The organism is Pedobacter sp. TM02 (genome assembly GCF_059705275.1).
Map to the genome: position 1 here is coordinate 2,403,979 of NZ_AP046530.1, position 23,855 is coordinate 2,427,833.

Below are 23,855 nucleotides of genomic sequence, written 5' to 3' on the forward strand. Positions count from 1 at the left end.
CCGTAGTCCGCACCCGTTAGCTTTACAAGCAAGGACTCTATTTCTCGGCAAATCTATTAACTAGGCACATCTTTTTGTGCTTCATGGTTTTACACTTACATTTTCACTTCATATTTTATGTCAGAATCTACTAAGACTAGTGGTTTTTCTAATTTTTTAACCATTTTATGGCAGGCCATTATTGGCAAGGAAACCGATTATACAAGCATCAGCATACGCAAGGCCATTGTGTTGTTGGCCATTCCGATGATGCTCGAGATGATGATGGAATCGGTATTTGCCTTGGTCGACCTTTACTTTGTGGGGCATTTGCCCAATAGCAGCAATGCCATTCAAACGGTAGGCTTAACCGAGTCGGTGTTGACCATTATTTATTCTTTGGCCATAGGCATGAGCATGGCCGCTACTGCAGTAGTGGCTAGGCGCATCGGCGAGAAAAATCCGGCCGCAGCCGCCAAAGCCGGTATGCAAACTATCATTATTGCCATGCTGGTCAATGTAATCATCAGCGTGTTGGGCTTCATCTTTGCCAAAGAAATCCTATTGCTCATGGGGGCCAGCGATGCGACTGCCCAACAGGGGATAACCTTTGTTCGCATTATGATGGGCAGCAGCACCGTTATCATGCTCCTGTTTCTAATTAATGGCATTTTTAGAGGTGCAGGCAATGCTTCTATCGCCATGCAGAGCTTAATGATTGCCAACGCGGCCAATATTTTGCTTTGTCCGCTTCTGATCAGGGGCTGGGGACCAATTCCCGCATTTGGCTTAACCGGCGCCGCCATGGCTACTGCAATTGGGCGTGGTTTGGGCGTAGCCTATCAGGTATTCAGGCTGGCACGCGGCAGCAGCGCCTTAAAAGTAAAATTGGCCTACTTTACTCCCGATTGGGAACAGATTCGCGCCATCATTAAAGTTGCGGCACCAGGTATCTTACAATTCGTCATTGCCTCTTGCAGCTGGATCTTCCTGGCCGAATTGGTAGCAACAACTGGTGGCGACCATGGTTCGGCGGGCTATCAAACCGCGCTAAGGCTCATGATGTTCTTCATGCTACCAGCCTGGGGACTAAGCAACGCAGCCGCCACTTTGGTTGGACAAAACATGGGTGCCGGGCATTTAGACCGCGCGGAGCGCTCGGTATTTGTAACCATGAAATATATTGTTGTTTTTATGGGCTTAGTTATGGTGCTTTTCTTGACCTGCGGATCGATCTTCGCTTCATTTTTTACAATAGATGAGCAGGTTAAACGCGTTACTACAGAAGCCTTAAGAATTTTAAGCTATGGTTTTGTTTTATATGGCGTAGGCATGGTGCTGACCAGTGCATTTAACGGTGCAGGCGATACCTGGACACCAACCAAAATCAATGTGGTAGCTTTTTGGCTGTTCCAGATTCCTTTTGCCTTCTTTTTGGCAAAATACCTCGAAATGGGCCCAACAGGCGTATTTATTGCCATCCCAGTAGCCGAAGTAGGCATCACCATAGCCGCCTTTATCTTGTTTAAGCGTGGCAAATGGAAGAAAACGATGGTTTAGGAGGCCGGAAATTTGATTAGGCATTTGGCGTAAAGCGATTCATTCGCTAAAAAAGGCCTGGAAAATTTCCAGGCCTTTTTGATTAAATCAGTTTTAAACCGTCTCTTCGATAATTTGGGTGTAGAAATCTTTCAATTGCATGCCCATGGCCGCTACTTGTTGCGGAATAAAGCTGGTAGCGGTTTGTCCCGGGATGGTATTGATTTCGATGAAGTAAAAATTACCCGTTTGGTGCTCCAAGAAATAGTCGATACGAACTACGCCTCTACAGTTTAACCGCTCGTAAACCGATGCTACCACTTCTTCTACCCTGCTTTGCTCTTCTTCGGTCATTCGGCCCGGCGTAATTTCTTCGGTGGCGCCTGGCGTATATTTGGCTTCAAAATCGAAAAACTCATTAGCCGGAATAACCTCGGTAGCAGGCAGTACGGTTATTTTCCCTTTGGCTCGAAAAACACCTACCGAAAATTCCCTGCCTTCCACAAATTCTTCAATCAGGATTTGGCTGTCTTCTTTAAATGCCTTCACCAAGGCCTCTTCCAGATCATCGGCGTGTTTTACCTTGCTCATGCCAATGCTGCTGCCGCCATTGTTGGGCTTTACAAAATAGGGCAGCTTAAGCTGTTTTTTGATATCGTCTAGGCTATAATCGCCATCTTTAAAAATCTGTACAGATTTGGCCACGTGCAAATGCCTGATGCCGTTTACAATAGCCTTGGTATAGCCTTTGTTCATGGTAATGGCCGAAGTAAGGGCATTGCAGGTGGTATAAGGCAAACCAATCATGTCGAAATAACCCTGCAGCTTGCCGTCCTCGCCCGGCGAACCGTGAATGGCGATAAAAACCCCATCAAATTTTATTTTCCTGCCATTCAGAGTCAGCGAGAAATCGTTCTTGTCGACTTCAATTTTTACGGAATCGGCAGGCTCGTAGAACCACCCGTTTTCGGAAAGCATTATTTTATAGACCTCATATTTTTGAGGGTCGAGGTTTTGCGCTATGGTAGCGGCGCTTTTCACAGATACCACCCATTCGCCGGTTGTACCTCCTGTTAATAATGCGATCGTTTTTTTCATCAGTTTATCATTTGTATTTCAATGGCCATGGAGCAGCCCTTATTTCTTATCTTATTTTCCGAAACAGGCAAAATCATGACAAATTCATGCCAAATTGAAAATTAGGCTTGGAATTTGCTCCAAAAATATAAAACAGTTTAGTAATGGAACAATTAATTTTACGGATTGTCCGTTCACTTTAGGCTGTTTCGATTTTAATTGAGATAAAATATTTTTTTAAGCTAAATTTGGGCATTATACATTCCATCACTTAACAACATAAATGGGCAATTTTACTGCGTACCTTAAAACAAGATCTTTTAGGAATAATTTATTGGGTGCCATTGGTACCGTTGTCGGCCTGTTGCTGATCGCTTTTTTTAGTCTGCGTTTCTACACCAAGCATGGCGAAGGCTTGAACGTGCCGGAGGTTAAGGGGCTTACCGTCGCACAAGCGGTTAGCAAACTGGAAGAACTAGGCCTGCGCTACGAGCTCGATTCGGTGTACATGATGGACAAACCCCCAGGCATTGTAACCGATCAAGACCCTGATGCCAACACTTTTGTAAAGGCCAACAGAACCATTTACCTGACCATTAATACTTCGCAGGCTCCGAATGTGAAATTTCCCGATATAGAAGCCAAATCGTTGAGAGAGGCCCAGGCCATTTTAGAAAGCTATCGCTTAAAACTGGGCGACACCACCTACAAACCAGACGTTGCCAGAGACGTAGTGCTCGGCGCCTTATTTGGGGGCCAGCCAATAAAGGCAGGAGAAATACTGCCTACCGGGTCGAGGGTAAGCCTGATCCTTGGCGACGGCCGGGGCAATGAAGACATCGAGCTGCCCAACCTGAACGGACTTACCATAGACGAAGCGCGCTTCTCGCTCAAAGGTCTCATGCTAAGCCTCGGAACAATTACCTACGAAGGTGCCATTACCGATACCGCAAATGCAGTGATCGTGAGCCAGTATCCGGCGGTGGCCGATACCCTAACCAAAGTAAAAATCGGCACGCCAATCAATATCATCCTATCTAACAAACCTAAACAATAAGCCTAATGAGCACCGAAAATAAAAAACCAGTGAAAAAGAACACCAAAATTTTACTAGGCATTGCCCTAGTTGTATTGCTTATTGCCGGATTTTATGGCATCAAACTGTATTCTACCTATTTTGCACCAAACGTAAGCGGCAAAACGGCCTATGTTTTTGTGAGAACCGGTAGTTCTTTCGACCAATTGCTCAAAGAACTAGAAGAAAAAGAAGCGTTGAACAACATCGGCTCATTTAAAACCGCAGCCGAAAAGATGAATTTGGCCAACAACCTGAAACCGGGTCGCTATGCCGTAAAAGAAGGCATGAATAACCGTACGTTGATCAACAAAATCAAAGCGGGCAATCAAGATGCCGTGAAACTAAAATTCCAGAACATCAGGAAAAAAGAAAACTTCGCGGCCTACCTGGCCAAAAACATGGAGTCCGACTCCCTGGCTTTCATCAAGGTTATCGATTCGGCCGATCTGATCGCAAAATACGGTTTCAATAGCGATAACATCTACACCATGTTCATTCCCAATACTTACGAGCTGTATTGGAATATCAGTCCGATGGATTTCTTTGAAAAAATGCAAAAGGAATATGTCAAATTTTGGAACGACGAGCGCAAGCGCAAAGCAGCCGCCCTTAACCTCAACCCCATCCAGGTTACCATCTTGGCCTCTATTGTAGATTCTGAAGCCCTTTACGACAAAGAAATGCCTACAATTGCCGGTTTGTACCTCAACCGCTTAAACCGTGGCATTTTGTTGCAGGCAGACCCTACGGTAATTTTTGCCAACGACGATTTTACGGTAAAAAGGGTAACCAATGCGCTATTGGCGGTAAATTCGAAATACAATACCTACAAATATGCCGGTCTGCCCCCTGGGCCCATCACCATGCCTAGTATTAAGGCGATTGATGCGGTTTTGAACCCAGAAAAGAACAACTACATTTACATGTGCGCCAAAGAAGACTTTTCCGGCTACCACAATTTTGCCGAAACGCAGGCACAGCACGAAATCAATGCCAAGAAATACAGAGAGGCTTTAAACAAACGTAATATCTTCAAATAATGTTCGTATACGAGAGCAAAGTAAGGGTCCGTTACGCCGAAACCGACCAAATGGGCGTGGTACATCATGGCAATTATGCCCAGTATTATGAGCTGGCCAGAACCGAATGTTTTGAGGCCTGCTCGGGCATGAGCTATGAATCGATGGAAGCTGATGGCGTTATGTTGCCGATTTCAGAGATGCATGCCAAATTTATCAAGCCGGCACTTTACAATCAGGTGCTTACCATCAAATCTATTGTAAAGACATTGCCAACCGTGAGATTGAATGTTGAATACGAGATTTATAATGAAGCCAATGAACTGATCAATACCGGCAGCACCTTATTGGTTTTTGTGAACAAGCAAACGCGCAGGCCCTGCCCGCCACCCGAAAGCTTCATGAAAAACGTAAGGCCATATTTTACCTAGCCCATGAACTGGATACACAGACAATTGTTAAAACTGCAGTTCTATTCTTTATTTATCGAATGGACCAAAGTCTGTGTATTGCCTGGTTTTAGCCCCTTGCCTATCTACACCGTGGCTACTTTCTTTTTTAGGGAAATTGGCAAAGACACTTTGGTGAACAAGGCTTCATCGTTGGCCTATAATTTTTTGCTGGCCATCTTCCCGGCCATTATCTTCCTGTTTACGCTCATTCCCTACATCCCGAAGCGAATTGGCTTTCAGGGACAACTGATGGCGCTCATTGCCCTGGTTTTGCCCGAAAATGCCTTTTTGGCTTTCGAAAACACACTGAATGAAATCGTAAATATCCAAAATGGTCGATTGTTGTCTATCGGTTTTGTACTATCGCTCTTTTTTGCCACCAATGGCGTACATAATTTGATGAAAGCCTTTAACAAGTCGTCGCTTATTGTAGAGACCCGCAGCTGGCTTAAACGCCGGTTGGTTGCGGTGCTTTTGACTGTGATTATCGCTTTCTCCGTAATTGTTTGCATCATCGCGATGGCACTTGGAGAAATCTTGCTGACCTATTTAAAAAACGAGCTCCATTACAAGGGCAACCTTACTGCTTACGCCATACAGCTCACGCAGTGGACTTTACTGGGAACGTTGTATTTCTTGACGGTCTCGATTCTGTACCGTTATGGTCCGGCACACGCTAAAAAATGGAAATTCTTTAGTGCAGGCTCTTGGCTGGCCACCATACTCGCTTTTCTTACCATTTGGGGATTTTCCTTCTACATCAATAATTTTAGCGCCTACAACAAGATATACGGCTCTATCGGCACTTTAATTGTGGTGATGATCTGGCTTTACCTGAATTCGTTGATCCTGCTGATTGGCTTTGAGCTCAATGCCAGTGTAGACCTTTCTAAGCGGAGCGTAAAGATTATCAGGCCGAATTTCAACCTGTTTAAGAAAAACATGCCTGTTGAAGAGAAGCTGGAGAAGTCCTAAAACCAGTTTCAGTTAAAATTGGATAGGTAGGCAGTTTGCAATTAAACAGCTGAGCAATTGAACCATTTATCAGCTCACGACTAATCAGCCAATGAACTGATGAACCATTGCCGTTCTTCACGAACAAAGAGCGTGCAAACTTATGGCTTTACCCTTTAGGAATTACGGCCTTTGCCGTTGAAGATAAATTTGCCTTAAATAAACCAATGAAACTCAAACAACATCTTTTCCTGGCGCTTATCATCACCATTTTGCTGACCATTGCGCTTGTGGCCGGTCCTGGTGCCTCAAGTGGCTATGGAGGCTTATTCTTTTTAATGATCAGTCCCCTCGTATGGGTTGCCTTTTTGTTGTGGGGCTTTATCCTTCAATCGATTATAGCCAAAAAGAAATGGTTGCACAATGTTGTTTCCTATGCTGTGCTCACCTTGCTCGCCATTGCAATTGTTATCGTTGCCATACTTACTTTGTCTAGCGACCCCGATATCCAATCCATTGGCTATGCCGAGGTCTTTCTAGACCAACAAATCATGCTTTTCCTGCTCCTTACCGCTTTAGGTTACGGATTTTTATTTTCGATCTTTAAAAAATCGTAGTTAAGGTATTTTTCAATTTTATGAAGCAGCTCGTCGATATCAAATGGTTTGGCCACAAAATCCGTCGCTCCGGCATCCAATGCAATTTCCTTTCCATCGCGACTGGCCGATATCACAATTACGGGCAGCTGTTTCGTGTTTTCATCGGCGCGCAAGGTTTTAAGCACCTGATCTCCAGAAAGAACCGGCATCCACAAATCGAGCAGGATGAGGTCTGGCAAATCCTCCTTTAAAATCGACTTGATATTAAGGCTATTGGTTTCGGTGATGATTTCATGGCCTGTTTCTTCCAAAACCAGCTCAAGCATATCGGTGATGCCTTCATCATCATCGCAAATCAAGATTTTTTTCCTATCCATTATTCACCTCCCTGCTAATCGGTAAGGTAAAACTGAACGTCGACCCCTTGCCCTTTTCACTCTCCACCCATATGGTACCGTCATGGTTTTTCACAATTTGCTCACAGATGTAAAGTCCTATACCCATACCTGGAAAGCGCTTTTGGATGTCGCCACCCCTAAAAAACCTTTCAAATACACTCTGCTGGTCTTCGGCGCTGATACCCAAGCCGTAGTCGGTTACAGATACTTTCACATAATCGCTCACTTTAGACACATAGACCAAAACTTCTGACGAATTAGGCGCATATTTGATGGCGTTGGAGATCAGGTTATTGATCACCTGAATAATGTGTCCCTCGTCGCCTAAAACTTCGGTTCCTGCAGTTCCCTTGATCTTGATTTGGTGCGACCCCGTGGAAGCCTGTAGATTTTCAACCGCCTCCTTTACCATTTTGTCGAAATCGAAAAGCTCGTTATGCAATTCAATATTGCCCGATTGGATCCGCGATACATCCAACAGATCGGTGATCAAGCTATTGAGCCGGTCTACATAAAGCGCTACCTTTTGCAGGGTTTGGCTATATTTTTCGCTGGCGTTGGCCGGTTTCATGCGTTCTAAGGCCTGTACAAAACCCTTGATGGTGGTGAGTGGCGTTTTAAGTTCGTGGCTGGCGATAGATAGAAAATCGTCTTTTCTCCTTTCGATCTCCCTTCTCTCGGTAATATCTTCAATGGCCAGCAAAATCTGGTCTTTATATTGGCCTTCCAATTCAATACGGTAGGCATTGAGCAACATCAATTTTTTACCGATATGGGGAAAATCGTGCGCTACTTCAAAATCGATTACAGGATTGTTGGTAGGCAAAATCCTAATCAGCAATTCTTTTAAACGCTCTATGTTCCACTGTCCGTTACCGAGGTCGTAAAGCATTTTGCCTATGGTTTCTTGAGCACTTACCTTAAACGTACGCAAAAAGTGATCGTTGGCGCTGATGACTTTGAAATTGCGATCGAGTACCAGCAGGCCTTCGCGCACGGTTTGGATGATACTGGTTAGGAAGGCCTCGCTGTCTCGCAGTTCCGAAGTGCGTTCGGCAATCTTCCTTTCCATGCTGTCTTTTTGGTCCTGCAGGTCGAGTTCAATTTTCTTCCTGGCCGTAATGTCGTTCTGAATACCTATGAAGTGGGTTATTGCACCGTTCTCGTCGGTTACGGGCGACATGTAAAGCTCATTCCAAAACAGATTTCCGTTTTTATGGTAATTGCGTATTTCTATCGTGCACTCTTTACCTTCCTTCACGGCCTCGGCAATTACGGCCCTGGCCGGTTGGGCGCGATCTTGCTGCTGCAAAAACCTGCAGTTGTGACCTATAATCTCCGACCTAGTGTAGCCGCTGATCTTTTCAAAAGCGGCATTGCAGAAAATAATAGGGTTATCCGGTTGCGTATTGTCGGTAATGATAATTCCAGATGTAGACGAATTGAGCGCTTTGGTCAGCAGCTCGAAATCCTGCCTCAGTGTTTCCTTGCTAAGGGAGAATCCATGGTTGTTAGGTGATTTCAAAAGGTATCGAATATTAATTTATACTAATTTTTTCTAGGTGTATAAACTGGTATTATAACTATTTTGTTTGCTTTGTACCGTAGATATCTACGATTCATCGGCGGATTTAGATGCCTAACAGATTTTTTTTATTTTTTTTAACCGGCATTTTTTTTTAGTAGAAACAAGGATTTGTTAAGCCCAGGTTAAAAAAATCTTAAAATTTTCTGCTTCATTTATAGGCGCTTAGCCATACAACACAAAAAAGATTACATCGGAGTTTGTAGAATTAATTAGAGTTTGTACTTTTGCGCCGGAGAGTTGGCAGAGTGGTCGATTGCGGCAGTCTTGAAAACTGTTGACTGTAACAGGTCCGGGGGTTCGAATCCCTCACTCTCCGCCGAGAGGGTCTTTATCAAAAGGCCCTCTTTTTTTTGCCAAAAATATTCCCTATTCGCCTTCAGCAAATTGCATAAATCAGGCTTTTTTCTTCAAAATAAATCGGACAATATACAAGCAGGCATTCATTTGATGACGATTGAATCGAAATATTTCACGCCAATCTTATTGTCGCATCGAAAAAAGATTAACTTTATTTCACCTTAATTCTTGCGATATTCAGTCCAAGACCGGCCTCAATTGCGTGGGTGCTATCCCGTATTTCTTTTTAAAGGCAAACGAAAAATGCGACAGGTCTTCAAATCCAACTTCCAGGTAAACATCCTTCGCTTTTTTCTTTCTTTCTGCCAAGTGATAATAGGCCAATTCGAGTCTTTTATCAATCATCCACTTTTGTGGCGTTGTCCTATAATGCTTTTTAAAATCGCGGTTAAAGGTAGAAAGGCTCCTACCGGTTAAGTAACCCAATTTTTCTAAAGGCAGGTTAAACATGAAGTTCTTCTCCATAAAACCTACCAGATCAACCTTGCCGGGCTCGTTAAAATTAGCCAGTACGTTATCAACGCTCCGATCAATAGACCGGAGAATTGAAATAGCCTCGGTAATCTTCAGCGAGGCTATTTCTTCCGGAAATTCGCCCCTTACATCAAAATAAGGGACAAGCGAGGCCATGCAGCTCTGCAACAAGGGATGATTGCTGAATCGGTATAAACGCTGCTCTGGAATAATATTTTGGGAGAACTCTACCTTCTCATAAAAATGCTTCAAGCGCTCGGCAGACAAATGCATGACCACTGTTTGATGGGGCAAGCCTCCTTTTGGATAATTGATAATCGTGGCCAATAGGTTGCGTGGGATCAAGAAAATGTCGCCAGTTTGAAAATGATAGGTTTTGTCGGCCTGGATAATCTTGGTCTCGCCAGAAATGAACCATACCAGCATGTGGTCATCAAACATCAGGTCGGACTTGAAAAGCTTGTCTTCATAACTGGATAGCTTGATTTCTTTGGTGAGGTATTTCGAGATGTGTTCCATACTGGTATTTCTGTAAATATAAAAAAGATTTATGGCGCTTGCTAGGCTAAAGGCCTCAGGCGCTTTGTCCGCCATCAATCAAAAATTCTGATCCTGTTATAAAGGCAGCATCCTGGCTGGCTATGTAGCAAATCAGTTTGGCTACTTCGTTGGCCGTGCCGAACCGTTGCAAAGGAATTGAATTTAGCATGAGCTGTTCACGCTTATTGTCAAGCCCCATCTTCTGCATAATTTCGGTACTTACCGGACCTGGACTTACGGCGTTGACCCTGATTTTTCGATCTGCAAGCTCTAGTGCCGCAATTTTCATCAAGGTATTCAGCGCCGATTTGCTTGCCGCATACACCGAGGCGGTTCTTGGCGAAATGTGTGCCGAACTGGAAGACAGCAGAATGACCGAAGCATGATGGTTGAGCAAGGGAATAAAGCTGCTCAGCGTAAAGAAAGCGCCTTTAAAATTTACATTCATCACCTCGTCAAACAATTCTTCCGAGGTCGACTCGATCAGCGCAGTTTTGGTAATTCCGGCATTGACCAACACGATGTCCAGCTTTCCAAATTGATGCCCTACCTTTTCGGCCAAGCTTTTAATCGCGGCCACATCAGACTGGTCGGCCACCATGGCAATGGCATTCAGTTCAAGTGCGGCTTTTTCAACGGCTTCCTTTCGTCGGCCGGTTATAATTACGGTTGCGCCTTCGGCAATAAGTTCTTTTGCTGTTGCATAACCTATGCCGCTGTTACCTCCGGTTATCAGGGCTATTTTTCCTTCAAATTTTTTCATGATGTGGCGATGTTAAAATTCAAAATATACCCCTGTAAGTTCTTCGCTTAACCGCCAAAGCTTCTTGGCGCGATGTTCGTCGAGCGAGTAGGCTTTAACGCCCGAGGCCTCGACAGAATCTCCTGTGGCCAATTTTGCCACTTCTACATCTTCGCAATAAACGCCACCTATTTCATCGAGTAGCGCGCTTGTGGCACACCAAACGGTTGTTGCCGCGCCTTGTGGTATGGTTTTGAGCTGTGCTGCTACCTCTGGCTTCATGTTACCGTTAGCATCCAGATAGCCCAGCTGCTGAAACTGTTCCAACGAAGCTTCTCTGGCCAGCTCGGTGCCACCGATCGAGCCTGGATGAACCGCATAGGCCCTTACCTTAAATTCTTTGGCCAGCTGGTCGAGCTCAAGCGAAAAAAGGTTGGTTGCTGTTTTCGATTGGCCGTAAGCCTGTAGGGTTTCGTACGCGTGATGCAGAAAATTCGGATCTTCAAAATTGAAATCGCCAAACTGGTGGCCAAGCGAAGAAAGATTGATTACCCTGGCTCCATTGGCTTTTTTTAGTGCCGGAAACAATCTCGCTGTAAGGTGATAATGGCCCAGGTAATTGGTAGCCAGTTGCGATTCAATGCCACGTGCATCCCTGCGCAAGGGCACCCACATGATGCCTGCATTGTTGATAAGCAGGTGTAGGGGCTTTGCCGAGGCAATGAATTGGTCAGCAAATGCGTCGATAGAATCAGGAACCATAAAGTCCATCTCCGCGATGGTTACATCCTTAATTCCGGCTAGATTCTGTCTCGCTTTTTCAATGTCTCTTGCCAGCACAACAACTGATGCCCCAGCCTCGGCAAGCCTTTTTGTAGTCTCCAGGCCGATGCCGGTATGGCCTCCTGTTACGATTGCGGTTTTACCTGAAAGATTTAGGCCTTGCATCACTTCTGCTGCAGTTGATTTGGCGTTAAATCCAGAACCTACCGGTTGCTGCAACGCTCCTTGATAATTACTTTGTCTCATTTTTTTTATGATTTAATGTTATAAGACAAAATTACCTTGGAATTGGCAAGTATGTTTTGTTGTAAATGTCAATTTACTTTGCTGAAAATGTCATACCATTAAGAAGCATGGCCTTTAAAAAGCTGCGACCACCCTATTGGCAACTAGCCATTCAACATCTGAAAGGCTAATTCTAGGTCCTTAATCTTGCAAATTAAACTGAAGGAAGAAAGTGGTACCCGCACCCTCCATGCTCTTAAAGTCGATATGGCCGCCCAATTGCTCAACGAGTTCTTTGGTAATAAACAAGCCCAGGCCGGTTGAATTTTCGCCACAGGTGCCTAAGCGGTTGGCCAACGTAAATTTCTGAAAAATAAAAGGTTGGATAACCAATGGAATGCCTACGCCGGTATCGGCAATGGCAATGGTGTATTGTTTGGCCTCGATTGCCAAAGATAGGGCAATTTCTCCTCCCTCCGAGGTAAACTTCAAGGCATTGGATAGCAGGTTATGGATAACACGTGCCAATTTTCTGCGGTCGGTTAGCACCCAATAAGGCTCCTGAGCAATATGGTTCACCAATTTGATTTCCTTTAGGCTTGCATTGCCTTTTATTTCGGCGAAACAATCGGTTAAAAAGCTGCCAAGCTCTATTTTATCTTTGCTTGCCGTACCATTGTTATTGCGTTCGGCAAGCAGGATGTTGTTCAAGATTTCTGTAGCATGATCGCAAGCCTGTTGCGAGTAGGCCAGCAAGGCCTTGTTCTCATCCTTCCGAATATTTTGCCCGAGAAGCTCGTGCAGGCCGCTGATATTGGAAATCGGGTTTTTAAGATCGTGAACGATTTGCTGAACCGCAGCCTGCTGCATTTCTATCGACTGTACAAAATAATCGAGGATATCGTTTTTATGGATAATGCCAATCAATTTACCGCCATCGTAAACAGGCAGCGCATCTACCCGGCATTTCTTCATCAGATCGATTACCTCGGCCAAGGGCTGATCGATATCGATTTTTGGTTTTTCCGACAAACAATCGATAACCAGGTTATATTGTTTGGCGGCCAAATCTTCAGTCGACAACAAACCCAGGGGCACATTGTCTTCCATTACAATTACCGCACCGCTTTCCTGAACCATTTTTTTGGCCGTTACCGTTCCATCGTAGGCACCAACGGTTTTAAATTCTCTTCTAAATAGCTGACTGATCATGTTCGATGTTCTAATTCAATATTATTGAGAGCGATGTTTATTCGGCAGTCGACCCTAATCAATTCTTCTTTTGACACAAAGGGGAATACTTTTTCTTGAAGCAGGGCAACTAAGCGGTCGATAGGAAGTTTCCGTAGGATTTTTTTGTTAACAAAAATGGCCTCTACGTTGTCTTCGTCTATCAGAATAGTTTCAAAACCGTTGGGAATAAGCAACTCGAAAGATCTTGAAAGGCCTATTCGCCCCTGCGCCCCATCCCGGCCCAAAATCAGGATGTCTTGAAACGGAGGCAATTTGATTTCCTCAAAGCTTAGGCTAACTGTATATTTAACGCCATCTTTCATAAAATTTATTTATTTTGGTTTTCCCATGCCGGTTTCGCAAATATATCCCTAAATAGGTTCACCAAATCAAATGTAAAAATTATGAACATCCACCCGCTTCCGAAACCGGTTTTGGAAAAGGTACATCTTGTAGCCGCGCATTAAATTCGCTAAGTTTGACAAAGCATGAAAGGAACAAGCATGAGCATCTTAATTTTGGCCTTGACCACCATTGCCTGCGGTTTGATTGCGGGTTTGTTTTACGGCTATTCCTGCTCGGTAAATCCGGGTTTAAAGGCCTTGAACGATTTCGGCTATTTATCGGCCATGCAGGCTATTAACCGCGCCATCCTCAATCCGGCATTCTTTTGCAGTTTTATTGGCACATTGATACTGTTGCCTTTAAGTACCTATTTCAGCTATACACCAGCACCATCCCTAAGATTTTGGCTTTTGCTCAGCGCCAGCTTGCTGTATATCATTGCCGTTTTTGGCGTAACTGCCTTGGGCAATGTACCCTTAAACGATGCCTTAGCCAAATTTGACCTTGGTACTGCTACGCCCGAACAACTGGCCAAGCAAAGAGCCCTGTTCGAAACCAGCTGGACTGCCTGGCATGCCCTGCGTACCTGGGCATCGATTGCCTGCTTTTCCCTAACGGCTATAGCCTGCATTTTTAACCAAAGCAAATGATTGCCTATATTTGGACATGATTTACGCCAATAAAAAGGTAGCCGTAAAAACCAATATTGCGCAACAAACCGCGCAAATTATAGCCAATGTAAAGGAGTTGGAAGCCAAAAACCTGATCAACATTGTAAACAACGAGGTGTGGCTTTATCCTCAAATTTGGAAAGACAAGGCCTCTGCACTCAATTGGATCAAATGCCTTTATCTATATTGCTGCCTCAAAAAGAAAATCAAGGACGGTCAACCGCTTTATTTCAAGCACATCGAAACCAACGAACTGATAGGCAGCATGGTCAGCAAAAAACCTAAGGTTTTAATTTTTAGCTAAATAGCCTATCTTAGTTGATAAATGCCACGCGCTCATGACTGCAGACAGTAAACGTATCCTTTCTATCGATATTTTAAGAGGGCTGGTAATGGTGATCATGGCCTTGGACCATACACGTGATTTCTTTCACAATGGAGGCATCACTACCGATCCGATGAATCCGGAAAACACCCATATTTTCCTTTTCTTTACCCGCTGGATTACCCATTTCTGTGCCCCAACTTTCGTTTTTCTTTCGGGGGTTTCGGCCTATTTGTCTGCAAAAAACAAAAGCCCCAAAGAAGCCAGTTCCTTTCTCATCAAGCGGGGCCTATGGCTTATTGTGGTAGAAGTACTTGTCATTACTTTAGGCTTGACTTTTAATCCTTTTTACAATTTCATTATCCTGCAGGTTATTTGGGCCATTGGCTGGAGCATGATTTTGTTGGGCATTTGCAGCCGGATTTCGCATCGATTAGTACTGATCGTTGGCTTGTTGCTTTTCTTTGGCCTTAATCTATTCAATTATATAGCTGCACCCGACATCCATACTTTAGGGGGTGGCCTATTTGCAGCCTTTTTCACTACAAGCGCCATGTTTGTGCCCGTCGGCAGCAACCATACTTTAGGCATACTGTATGCCGTGTTGCCTTGGACGAGCGCCATGTTTCTTGGTTTTTCGATTGGACAATGGTACAATGCCCAATTTGATGCACAACGGAGAAAACGCCTCTTGTTTTATACGGGATTGGGACTTTTCGCATTGTTTCTCTTTCTTCGCTACTTCAATTTATATGGCAACCCAGCGCCACGGATAATCTACAGCAACGCATTGCAAACCATTTTCTCCTTTTTTAACGTAAGCAAGTACCCGCCTTCCTTACAATATTACGGCATGACGCTTGGCCCTGCTTTAATGTTGCTATCAGGCATAGAAAACGCCAAAAATTGGTTTGCTCGAATAATGACCGTATATGGCAGCGTACCATTTTTCTATTATGTTTTGCATTTTTATGTGATTCATTTTTTGGTAGTTATAGTTTTCTTCGCAAGTGGCTATGGCGCAAAGGATATCGTTACGCCACAAATACCATTTTTGTTCAGGCCGCTCGATTTTGGTTTTGGCCTGCCAATCGTTTACTTCATTTGGCTTAATGTAGTGGCATTTCTTTATCGGCCATGTGTTTGGTTCAAAAAATACAAGGCTAACCACAAACAGTGGTGGCTGCGCTATCTTTAATCCACAATTGTTCATTTTTGTTAATAATTAACCCCAACTTATTACACAAATATTATCGTATAGCTAACTTAATGGTTGTATTTTTGTTTGTTTGATACCAATAACGGTTTTTGATCAAAACATATCAAACAGCAGCGCTTATGCCTCAACAAAACAAAGTACCTCAAGGCAATATTTTATCTATCGATATCGGTGGCACCAACATCAAGGCTTGTATCCTTAGTCAGCAGGGCAAATTGCTAACCGATTTTAAAAAGACCCCTACTCCAAAAAAATCTACGCCACAGGCCGTTTTAGAGGCTATCGAAAGCCTGACCAAAGACTTGTCTGATTTTGGCAAGATATCCATCGGTTTTCCGGGCTATGTAAAATGTGGCGTAGTACAAACGGCACCAAACTTGGCGCCAGACCAATGGAACAAGGTAGACCTGGCCCAAAAGGTAAGCAACCTGTTTGGCAAGCCCGTCCGCCTCATTAACGATGCCGACCAGCAGGGATTGGGCATTGTAAGTGGCAAAGGCTTCGAAATCGTATTTACCCTGGGTACCGGCTTTGGCACTTCTTTGCTCTTTGATGGCGAACTACTGCCCCATTTGGAGCTTTCGCATCTGCCGGTTACCAAAAAAGAAGACTATGACGACTATATTGGCGACCGCGGATTTGAAAAAGTTGGCAAGAAAAAATGGAACAAGCGTTTGCAAAACATCATTGCTACCTATAAAACCGTATTTAACTACGATATGCTGTATATAGGCGGAGGCAATTCCAACGAAATCAACTTCAAGCTAGACGACAACATTAAACTGGTTTCTAACAAGGATGGCATTAAAGGTGGCGCCAAATTGTGGCAGGCCAAAGAAAAATACCATGTTCATACTACTTATCCCGATAAAAAATAAACACTGATGAAAGACATTAAGCTGCTCTTCTTGGATATTGGGGGCGTGCTGTTAAGCGATGGCTGGAACCACCAAGCCAGAATGGAAGCGGTAGACCGGTTCGGGCTAGACCCCATCCCTTTCGAAAAAGACCATTCGGTGGCTTTTCCGCTTTTCGAAAACGGAAAATTAAACCTTGAGCAATATTTGGATTCGGTTGTTTTTAACAAGACACGCTCATTTAGCAAAGCTGATTTCAGGGCATTTATGTTTTCCAAATCAACCTTGCTGCCCCATTTTTTGCCCTGGCTCATCGAATGGAAACAAAAAAGCCAGATCAGGGTTTTTGCGGTCAACAACGAGGGCAAGGAATTTAACGATTACCGGATAGACAAATTTGGGCTCGACCAACTTTTCGATGCCTTTATTTCTTCTTGCGAAGTGGGTTATTCTAAACCCGACCCATGTATCTTCAAACTGGCCTTGGGCATTGCCCATGTAGAGCCCAAACACTGCCTTTATTTCGACGACAGGGCCATCCACGTGGCCATTGCCAAACAAATGGGCATTCATGCCTTTGTGCACGAAGGCTTTGAACAAAGTAAAACAATTTTAGAAAGTATAAATCAATCCACACATGAATAACGACAAAACAGCACCCTACGCTTTTGGCATGGTTGGCCTAGGCACCATGGGACGTAATTTGCTCTTGAATATGGCCGATCACGGCTTTGCGGTAACCGGATACGACAAAAGCGAAAAGATGATCCAGATCTTTGAAGAGGATGGCAAAGCCCATAACCTCAAGGGATTTTCAGACATCAAGGCATTTGTACAAAGTTTGCAAACTCCGCGAACGGTTATCCTTTTAGTGCCTGCCGGCCCTATTGTTGACAGTGTGATTTTGGAATTGGAACCACTTTTAGACAAAGGCGACATCATTATAGACAGCGGAAACTCGCATTTTACAGATACCAGCAGAAGATCGTTGGAACTGAAAGACAAAGGCCTGCACTTTTTCGGCATGGGTATTTCTGGTGGCGAAGAAGGCGCCAGATTTGGACCTAGCCTAATGCCAGGTGGCGACAAACAGGCTTATGCCGTAGTCAAGGAGATGCTGGAAGCCGTTTCGGCAAAAGTAAATGGCGATCCCTGCGTAACCTATATCGGTCCGGGTGCTTCTGGCCACTTTGTTAAAATGACCCATAACGGCATCGAGTACGCCATTATGGAGCTATTGGCCGAAACTTACGAAATCCTGAAAAACGGGTTGAACTACGATAACCAACAAATCCAAAAGGTATTCGACAATTGGAACAAAGGCCGTTTGCAATCGTTCTTAATGGAAATTACCAAAGATGTCTTCTTGTTTAAAGATGTAAAAACGGGCAACTTGTTGGTCGACGAGATCAAAGACGAAGCCAAATCAAAAGGAACCGGCAAATGGACTTCGCAGGTGGCGATGGACATTGAGGTGCCTATTCCGACCATTGATGCGGCTGTTTCGACCAGAAACCTTTCTAAGCTTAAAACACTTCGGGTAGCACTTGGCGAGGCCTTCGGCCCATCAAGCCCCATCAAAGCCGAGGGCGATTTTATTGCGCACCTGGAAGAAGCTTTCTATTTTGCCATGGTGGCTGCCTACGCACAAGGCATGCACCTGCTTACCCAGGCTTCTATCGAATACAAATATGAGCTTAACCTGGCCGAGATTGCCAAAATATGGAGAGGCGGCTGCATCATCAGGGCCGAATTTTTGGAAGACATTTACCAGGCCTACAGCAAAAACCCCGAATTGGCACATTTATATGCCGATCCGGCCATTCAAACCAAGATTAAGCAGAGTTTAAAAGGTACGCGTACCGTGATCAGCGCCGCAGTTGAAGCAGGTATTGGCATCCCGGCCTTCGCCTCGGCACTTACCTATTTCGATACTTTGAAAACCGGTCGCATGCCATCTAACCTAACCCAGGCCCAACGCGATTTTTTTGGTGCCCATACTTTTGAAAGAATTGATAGCGAAGGCATTTTCCATGCCGATTGGAACCAAAAGAACGACTAACAGACGACAGCGAAAGCACGATATATCATGAACCCTTGTGGCCGAACAGGCACACAATCGATTCATCACAACTCAAAAACAATGAAAAAAGCAAGTAATCTAAAACCAACCATATTTATCATTTTTGGTGGTACTGGCGACTTAAACAAACGCAAGCTGGCCCCTGCCCTGTACAACTTGTACACCGAGGGGTACATGCCCGAAAAGTTCTCCATCATTGGAACCGGAAGAACTGAATTTACTGATGAGAAATATCAGCAGGAACTGCTCGACAGCATTAACGAGTTTTCGAGAAACGGCAAGGTAAAGGCCGATCAATGGGAGAAATTTGTGGTTAACATCCACTATTGCCCAATCGACATTACCTCGCAAAAAACTTTCGAAGACCTGAAAGAAAACATCGAAAAGTATAAGGGCGAATTTGGCGAAGATACCCAGGTTATCTATTACTTGGCTGTAGCGCCTAACTTCTTTCCGCTCATCGCCGAATGTCTCAAAAAATACAAGCTAACCGGCAACGAAAGCAACAGCCGCATTGTGGTAGAAAAACCATTTGGCCACGATTTGGAGAGCGCCAAAGAGCTTAACCTGCTGCTGGACGGCATTTTTACCGAAAAGCAGATTTACCGTATAGACCATTACCTGGGCAAGGAAACCGTACAAAACATGATGGCTTTCCGCTTTGCCAACTCGCTGTTCGAACCGCTTTGGAACCGCAACTACATCGACCATGTGCAGATTTCGGTAACCGAGCAATTGGGCGTAGGCGACCGTGGAGGCTATTACGAAGGTTCTGGCGCTTTGAGAGACATGATCCAGAACCACTTGTTGCAATTATTGTGCTTGGTAGGTATGGAAGCACCTATTTCTTTTGATGCCGACGAAATCAGGGATAGAAAAGTGGAGGTACTGAAAGCCATGCGTCCGTTTAGGCCTGAAGAAGTAAGCTACAATGCGGTTCGCGGCCAATATGGCAAAGGCTGGGTAGCCGGCAAGGAAGTACCAAGCTATCGCCATGAAAATGCCGTTGATCCACACTCGAATACCGAAACTTTTGCGGCCATTAAATTCCACATCGACAATTGGCGCTGGCAAGGCGTTCCTTTTTACCTCAGAACCGGAAAACGCCTGAACCAAACTTCTTCGCTCATTACCATCCAGTTTAAGGACGTACCACACCATATTTTTTCTTCTAATGTGGCCGAAATCTGGCAACAAAACCGTTTGATCATCAGTTTGCAACCCGAAATGAGCATCCGCTTGCAGGTACAGGCCAAGAGACCTGGCGTTGATATGGTGCTGAACCCTGTGGATATGGTGTTCGATTACAAAGGCACTTACGATACCGATACCCCCGAAGCCTACGAAACCTTATTGCTTGATGCCATGGAAGGCGATCAGACCTTGTTTATGCGTGGCGATCAGGTAGAAGCCGCTTGGGAATTGGTGATGCCGATTATCAATACTTGGGAAAATAAAACTTCGTTAAACTTCCCTAATTATCCAGCCGATAGCTGGGGTCCGGAAGAAGCAGAAGCCCTGATTGCAAGAGATGGTTTTCACTGGTTTACGCTACCCATCAAAGAAAAAGAATAATTCAACGGCATGGCAGGTCAGTTTTGGACTTGCCATGGCTAAACCAAGATCAAATGAAGCTACATATTTACGATACCACCGCCGAGCTGTTCGAAAAGCTGTCCCATTACATCATCAAAATCGCCAATGAAGCTATTGTGGCCAAAGGCAGATTCGATTTTGTGCTAACGGGTGGCAATTCGCCAAAAACATTATATCAGGCGCTTTCAACTACTTACAAAGACCAGATAGACTGGAGCAAAGTTTATTTCTTTTTTGGCGACGAAAGAGCCGTACTGCCCAACCATAAGGACTACAACGGCTTAATGGCCAAAGAAAATCTTTTCGACAACTTGCAGACGCCAGAATCGCATATTTTTTATGTAGACACCACTTTGCCACCAGCCGAAGCCGCAGGAGCGTATAAAAAAGCCCTGGATGAGCATTTTGATGGCCAGGAAATCATTTTCGACCTGATTTTGCTGGGCATGGGCGATGATGCACACACAGCATCAATCTTCCCGCATACCGATTTGGTAAAAAACACGGCCAAAACTGTAGCGGCCGTATTTGTAGAAAAACTCGATACCTATCGCGTGAGCTTTACAGCTCCACTGATCAACCAAGCCAAAAATGTGGCTTTCCTTACTTTTGGCGAAGGCAAAGCCAATGCCTTGAGCCATGTATTGGGCAAAGGCGAAAAAAACTACGACCTTTATCCTTCGCAACTCATTGCACCAGTAAACGGCCATTTAGATTGGTTTACCGACAAAGCGGCTACTAGCTTACTCTAATTGCGTTTAACTCAAAGCCAAACAAATAATTTGTTTGGCTTTTTGATGATGTCTGATTTAAAAATCACTCTTTCTGTTGCCGTACTTCCACATATAGAACAAAAGAATTCCGCCAACCAAAGCGCCTAAGCCTTGCGCCCAAACAATTACCCAATCATTCTTTAACAGGCCATAGATGGTCCAAAGCACAAAAGAGACGAAAGAGGTGACGAATAATGATTTTGAAATACCGCTCGTTGATTTGGATTTTCTGATTTTTTGGATCTGTTCAGGAAAGCCGATGAGTTTAATTGCATAAGACGCGATAAGCGTAAGCGCCCCAACCAACTGGATCAGTACCTCTCGTGTCATACCGGCCTTACTAAAAAAGATTTAGGAAAAATATAATCTCCCTTTTTTGGGGGTGGAATAATGCCGACCTCCATCCATCCGGTTTCTTCAGTAATCTTTCTGGCGGCCGCGTTGGTTAGCGAAACAAAGCCAATCACATATTCCAATTTGCTTTTTTCCGCTTCTTTTAACATGTGTTCGAGCAATAGTTTTCCTATGCCCTGGGTTCTGGTGTGCTTGGCAATATAGGTGCTGCTCTCGGCATAGGTATCTTGCCTAAAAGGATTGTTAGAGTACCTGATGAGCGATTGCCAGCCCAAGATGTTCTGTTCGCCATCAACAGCAAGCCAATAATTAAAAATACCCTGACGTTCTTGAAAATTGGACCTGAATTTCTGCCTGACGGCTTGTTCGTCGATGGCTTTCTTATCAAATGAATTTTCAATTCCATCGAGCCAGATGGCATAAATCGTTTCAAAATCCTCGTCGAGCGCCAACCTGATGCTGATGGTGTCTAATTTGTTGTCCATGGCTATCGTACTTACCAGTTATAGTACAGTTTATTCATTAAAACAGCCTCGCCTGTTACTTTTAGTTCGCCCGTGTACCTGTCGATAATATCATTTTGATAAACTACCCTGTTTTTTGCCGGCAACAGTTCTTTTGTTGTCATTACCGCGGTATAGCTGGTTGCCGTAAACACGGGCTTAATATATTTGGTCGATTGGCTAATTAAAATATGCCCTTCGGGATAAAGAAGCGTTCCGTAGATCTTGGAAAAGACACTGATGGAACAACGCAGCATAAGCCAATACCTGATCGTCGGCAAACATGAAATCGTGCCTAAAAACATCCCCTATTCTTGGCGCCTTCCTCATCTTTAATTCATCCTGAATGCCCCACTGTCCATTTGAGCAGCTCTTTGCAAAAGTTGCTGCCTGGTCTGCTCCAATGCCTTTATTTCATTGGGAGGCAACTTAGACCTGCAATTTTTCAACGTAATTTCTATAAGTTTTGCTTTGGCCCTTTCGCAACTGGCCTGACTTGTATTGACCATGGTTTGATTTTTACACTTGGCATATTCCTGTGTTGCTTTCCACTCGGCTTCCGATTGTTTGCTGCAATCGGCATTGGGTGCCGCATGGCCGCCATTGGCAACAGATGGACCGTTTGAAATAGCACTTGCAACCGAACTTTGCATTGCAGCCTGAAAACTATTGGCCAATCCATTGATATAGGTATTGTTCAAGCTCTTATACGTTGCATTTAAGTTATAATCGATGTTTGTTGAACTCTCTAGAATATTATCAAGAATATGCTTTAACTGCACAGTAGCCTTGTCCTTGTTTTTTAACAAGGCAAAAAAATCAGACGGGTAAAGCAATGATGCCGAAATATCTTTAATAAAGAGATCTTCTTTTGCCATAATATCGTTCAGCTCTTTTTTTGCAAAACCAGTAATGGATTTTGTCTTTTCCAATTGCTTTTTCTCCGACGATTTGGTTATCATTCCGGTAATCAATCCTGCGAGCATCGAACCTCCAGAATTGCCGTTTAAAGTAGACATGTCGGTTAAGCCTTGTTGCGAACCTTGAATGCCTGCATTTAGCATATCTTGTTTAAAGCCAATATCTGCCAATATGATATTCAGCATATTTTTTCTGTCCTGCAAGGCGCAATACTTATTTTTCAAGGCTACAAGGCCCGCATAATAACTATTTGCTTTCATCTTTTTCGACTTGGCTTCATGCTCCGCATAAATCTTCTGCTTGAGGGCTTCATCAGCTATAAATTGATTGATCAGATTTGCTACTGCAGGGCCAAAAGTAGTTGCAAACACCAAGTGCTCGGTTAATTTTGGCCTAGAGAACTTGGAATGATTGGCATCAAAAAAAACAGCCTGCCCATAAGTTTTTAAGGTATCTCCATCTGTATTCTTAATGAGCAACTTGTATAACGAGTAAGAAGGAAAACGTTCTGCAGTGGCTTTCTGCAACCATACGCTACTTTGTATATATTCGAATTGAAGGATAACCTCATCTTCGCTGATGATAGTATCGGCATTCACTGTGGTACCTAATTCAGAAAACACAATCGCATTTGCCTTTTTTGATCGGAGGTAGTTGCCTACAGTATTCTTATAAAACTCGTTCGTTTTGGCATAAGCCGCATTGGCATTGTCGTTAAGTTCATATGCTTTCTGATACTGTAGCTCAAAATTTGTACGAATGTAATTTTTATCGTCTAAATGAAATTTGGCCCCGGTTTCGAGGCTTGTACAGAGCTTAACCCTTAACTTGCCAAATTTAGAGAGGTCGCCATTTGTTTCAAAAGCTCTAGCCGGGTATTGGAGGTTGTCGAATTTCAATAACTTTTCATAATCGCCATAAAAACACTCATCATCAAGACCTTTGCCTTTAATTATGGTTTCACTATCGAAATCATACTTTCCATCATTCAAAAAATTTGGAAAGTTCTTCTGAAATGCCCCTACAGGCGTGTAATTGCCATTTATCGTACAACCCTTGGTATCGCCCTTGGGTACTTCCGGCATTTTAAGCTGCTGCGCTCTTGCTCCTAAAGAAGCGAACAACAGCAATACAAAACATATCCTTTTTATCCAATTACCATTTTTCATTT

26 protein-coding genes and 1 tRNA gene are annotated in these 23,855 nt (G+C 44.0%); 15 read left to right on the plus strand and 12 right to left on the minus strand.

Going from position 1 to position 23,855, the window contains the following annotated elements:
- The first annotated feature begins 117 nt into the window (after nt 1–117).
- Nucleotides 118–1,539 (plus strand): MATE family efflux transporter, encoded by a 1,422-nt coding sequence (locus AC6H1S_RS10100; protein ID WP_497563512.1) that lies wholly within the window; start codon nt 118–120, stop codon nt 1,537–1,539.
- A gap of 93 nt (nt 1,540–1,632) precedes the next feature.
- On the opposite strand, the gene AC6H1S_RS10105 is transcribed toward AC6H1S_RS10100, so the two are convergent.
- Nucleotides 1,633–2,616, minus strand: a complete 984-nt coding sequence (locus AC6H1S_RS10105) for a D-alanine--D-alanine ligase (RefSeq protein ID WP_497563513.1) — start codon at nt 2,614–2,616, stop codon at nt 1,633–1,635.
- 262 nt (nt 2,617–2,878) lie between these two features.
- On the opposite strand from AC6H1S_RS10105, the gene AC6H1S_RS10110 reads away from it, so the two are divergent.
- The 5 genes from AC6H1S_RS10110 (at nt 2,879) to AC6H1S_RS10130 (ending at nt 6,715) form a co-directional block, all read left to right on the plus strand.
- Nucleotides 2,879–3,652: a PASTA domain-containing protein gene (locus AC6H1S_RS10110; protein ID WP_199141227.1), complete on the plus strand. Its 774-nt coding sequence runs from the start codon at nt 2,879–2,881 to the stop codon at nt 3,650–3,652.
- Between the two features lie 5 nt (nt 3,653–3,657).
- Nucleotides 3,658–4,713: an endolytic transglycosylase MltG gene (mltG, locus tag AC6H1S_RS10115; RefSeq protein ID WP_497563514.1), complete on the plus strand. Its 1,056-nt coding sequence runs from the start codon at nt 3,658–3,660 to the stop codon at nt 4,711–4,713.
- The gene (locus AC6H1S_RS10120; RefSeq protein ID WP_497563515.1) at nt 4,713–5,123 is read left to right on the plus strand and encodes an acyl-CoA thioesterase; all 411 of its coding nucleotides are present in this window, start codon (nt 4,713–4,715) and stop codon (nt 5,121–5,123) included. Before mltG ends, AC6H1S_RS10120 begins: the two co-directional genes overlap by 1 nt.
- Before the next feature lie 3 nt (nt 5,124–5,126).
- Nucleotides 5,127–6,119, plus strand: coding sequence for a YihY/virulence factor BrkB family protein (locus tag AC6H1S_RS10125; RefSeq protein WP_497563516.1), 993 nt, complete (start codon nt 5,127–5,129; stop codon nt 6,117–6,119).
- A gap of 206 nt (nt 6,120–6,325) precedes the next feature.
- On the plus strand, nt 6,326–6,715 hold the full coding sequence (locus tag AC6H1S_RS10130) for a hypothetical protein (RefSeq protein ID WP_497563517.1): 390 nt from the start codon (nt 6,326–6,328) through the stop codon (nt 6,713–6,715).
- Here the strand turns inward: AC6H1S_RS10130 and AC6H1S_RS10135 are convergent.
- Nucleotides 6,679–7,074: a response regulator gene (locus AC6H1S_RS10135; RefSeq protein WP_497563518.1), complete on the minus strand. Its 396-nt coding sequence runs from the start codon at nt 7,072–7,074 to the stop codon at nt 6,679–6,681. The two genes, AC6H1S_RS10130 and AC6H1S_RS10135, sit on opposite strands and share 37 nt — an antisense overlap.
- Entirely contained in the window at nt 7,067–8,620 is a 1,554-nt protein-coding gene (locus tag AC6H1S_RS10140; protein ID WP_497563519.1) for a PAS domain-containing sensor histidine kinase, read from the minus strand. Before AC6H1S_RS10140 ends, AC6H1S_RS10135 begins: the two co-directional genes overlap by 8 nt.
- Nucleotides 8,621–8,914: 294 nt before the next feature.
- Here AC6H1S_RS10140 and AC6H1S_RS10145 point away from each other — a divergent pair.
- Nucleotides 8,915–8,999: transfer RNA gene (locus AC6H1S_RS10145), tRNA-Ser, on the plus strand.
- 218 nt (nt 9,000–9,217) lie between these two features.
- On the opposite strand, the gene AC6H1S_RS10150 is transcribed toward AC6H1S_RS10145, so the two are convergent.
- The 5 genes from AC6H1S_RS10150 to AC6H1S_RS10170 form a co-directional block, all read right to left on the minus strand.
- Nucleotides 9,218–10,033, minus strand: coding sequence for a helix-turn-helix domain-containing protein (locus AC6H1S_RS10150; protein WP_497563520.1), 816 nt, complete (start codon nt 10,031–10,033; stop codon nt 9,218–9,220).
- A gap of 55 nt (nt 10,034–10,088) precedes the next feature.
- Nucleotides 10,089–10,817, minus strand: a complete 729-nt coding sequence (locus AC6H1S_RS10155; RefSeq protein ID WP_497563521.1) for an SDR family oxidoreductase — start codon at nt 10,815–10,817, stop codon at nt 10,089–10,091.
- 12 nt (nt 10,818–10,829) lie between these two features.
- Entirely contained in the window at nt 10,830–11,825 is a 996-nt protein-coding gene (locus AC6H1S_RS10160; RefSeq protein WP_199141219.1) for an SDR family NAD(P)-dependent oxidoreductase, read from the minus strand.
- 180 nt (nt 11,826–12,005) lie between these two features.
- Nucleotides 12,006–13,016 (minus strand): ATP-binding protein, encoded by a 1,011-nt coding sequence (locus tag AC6H1S_RS10165; protein WP_497563522.1) that lies wholly within the window; start codon nt 13,014–13,016, stop codon nt 12,006–12,008.
- On the minus strand, nt 13,013–13,360 hold the full coding sequence (locus AC6H1S_RS10170) for a hypothetical protein (RefSeq protein ID WP_199141217.1): 348 nt from the start codon (nt 13,358–13,360) through the stop codon (nt 13,013–13,015). Before AC6H1S_RS10170 ends, AC6H1S_RS10165 begins: the two co-directional genes overlap by 4 nt.
- Nucleotides 13,361–13,525: 165 nt before the next feature.
- Between AC6H1S_RS10170 and AC6H1S_RS10175 the strand changes: the two genes are divergently transcribed.
- From AC6H1S_RS10175 to pgl, 8 genes are all read left to right on the plus strand, one after another.
- Nucleotides 13,526–14,032 (plus strand): anthrone oxygenase family protein, encoded by a 507-nt coding sequence (locus AC6H1S_RS10175; protein ID WP_497563523.1) that lies wholly within the window; start codon nt 13,526–13,528, stop codon nt 14,030–14,032.
- A 16-nt stretch (nt 14,033–14,048) separates the two neighbouring features.
- Entirely contained in the window at nt 14,049–14,357 is a 309-nt protein-coding gene (locus AC6H1S_RS10180) for a hypothetical protein (RefSeq protein WP_199141215.1), read from the plus strand.
- A gap of 34 nt (nt 14,358–14,391) precedes the next feature.
- Nucleotides 14,392–15,576, plus strand: coding sequence for an acetyltransferase domain-containing protein (locus AC6H1S_RS10185; protein ID WP_497563524.1), 1,185 nt, complete (start codon nt 14,392–14,394; stop codon nt 15,574–15,576).
- Nucleotides 15,577–15,716: 140 nt separating this feature from the next.
- On the plus strand, nt 15,717–16,475 hold the full coding sequence (locus tag AC6H1S_RS10190) for an ROK family protein (RefSeq protein WP_199141213.1): 759 nt from the start codon (nt 15,717–15,719) through the stop codon (nt 16,473–16,475).
- 6 nt (nt 16,476–16,481) lie between these two features.
- On the plus strand, nt 16,482–17,099 hold the full coding sequence (locus AC6H1S_RS10195; protein WP_497563525.1) for an HAD family hydrolase: 618 nt from the start codon (nt 16,482–16,484) through the stop codon (nt 17,097–17,099).
- Nucleotides 17,092–18,516, plus strand: a complete 1,425-nt coding sequence (gnd, locus tag AC6H1S_RS10200; protein ID WP_497563526.1) for an NADP-dependent phosphogluconate dehydrogenase — start codon at nt 17,092–17,094, stop codon at nt 18,514–18,516. Before AC6H1S_RS10195 ends, gnd begins: the two co-directional genes overlap by 8 nt.
- 81 nt (nt 18,517–18,597) lie before the next feature.
- On the plus strand, nt 18,598–20,112 hold the full coding sequence (gene zwf / locus AC6H1S_RS10205) for a glucose-6-phosphate dehydrogenase (RefSeq protein ID WP_199141210.1): 1,515 nt from the start codon (nt 18,598–18,600) through the stop codon (nt 20,110–20,112).
- 53 nt (nt 20,113–20,165) lie between these two features.
- Nucleotides 20,166–20,885: a 6-phosphogluconolactonase gene (gene pgl / locus AC6H1S_RS10210; protein WP_497563527.1), complete on the plus strand. Its 720-nt coding sequence runs from the start codon at nt 20,166–20,168 to the stop codon at nt 20,883–20,885.
- 57 nt (nt 20,886–20,942) lie between these two features.
- On the opposite strand, the gene AC6H1S_RS10215 is transcribed toward pgl, so the two are convergent.
- The 4 genes from AC6H1S_RS10215 to AC6H1S_RS10230 form a co-directional block, all read right to left on the minus strand.
- Nucleotides 20,943–21,236 (minus strand): SemiSWEET family transporter, encoded by a 294-nt coding sequence (locus AC6H1S_RS10215; protein ID WP_199141208.1) that lies wholly within the window; start codon nt 21,234–21,236, stop codon nt 20,943–20,945.
- Nucleotides 21,233–21,745 carry a GNAT family N-acetyltransferase gene (locus AC6H1S_RS10220; RefSeq protein ID WP_497563528.1) on the minus strand — a complete coding sequence of 171 codons (513 nt, stop codon included), beginning with the start codon at nt 21,743–21,745 and terminating at the stop codon, nt 21,233–21,235. Before AC6H1S_RS10220 ends, AC6H1S_RS10215 begins: the two co-directional genes overlap by 4 nt.
- An 11-nt stretch (nt 21,746–21,756) precedes the next feature.
- A complete protein-coding gene (locus AC6H1S_RS10225; RefSeq protein WP_497563529.1) occupies nt 21,757–22,020 on the minus strand; it encodes a hotdog family protein in 264 nt (87 codons plus the stop codon).
- A 75-nt stretch (nt 22,021–22,095) separates the two neighbouring features.
- Complete coding sequence (locus AC6H1S_RS10230; RefSeq protein ID WP_497563530.1) at nt 22,096–23,853, minus strand: hypothetical protein; 1,758 nt, start codon at nt 23,851–23,853, stop codon at nt 22,096–22,098.
- Between the last annotated feature and the right edge of the window lie 2 nt (nt 23,854–23,855).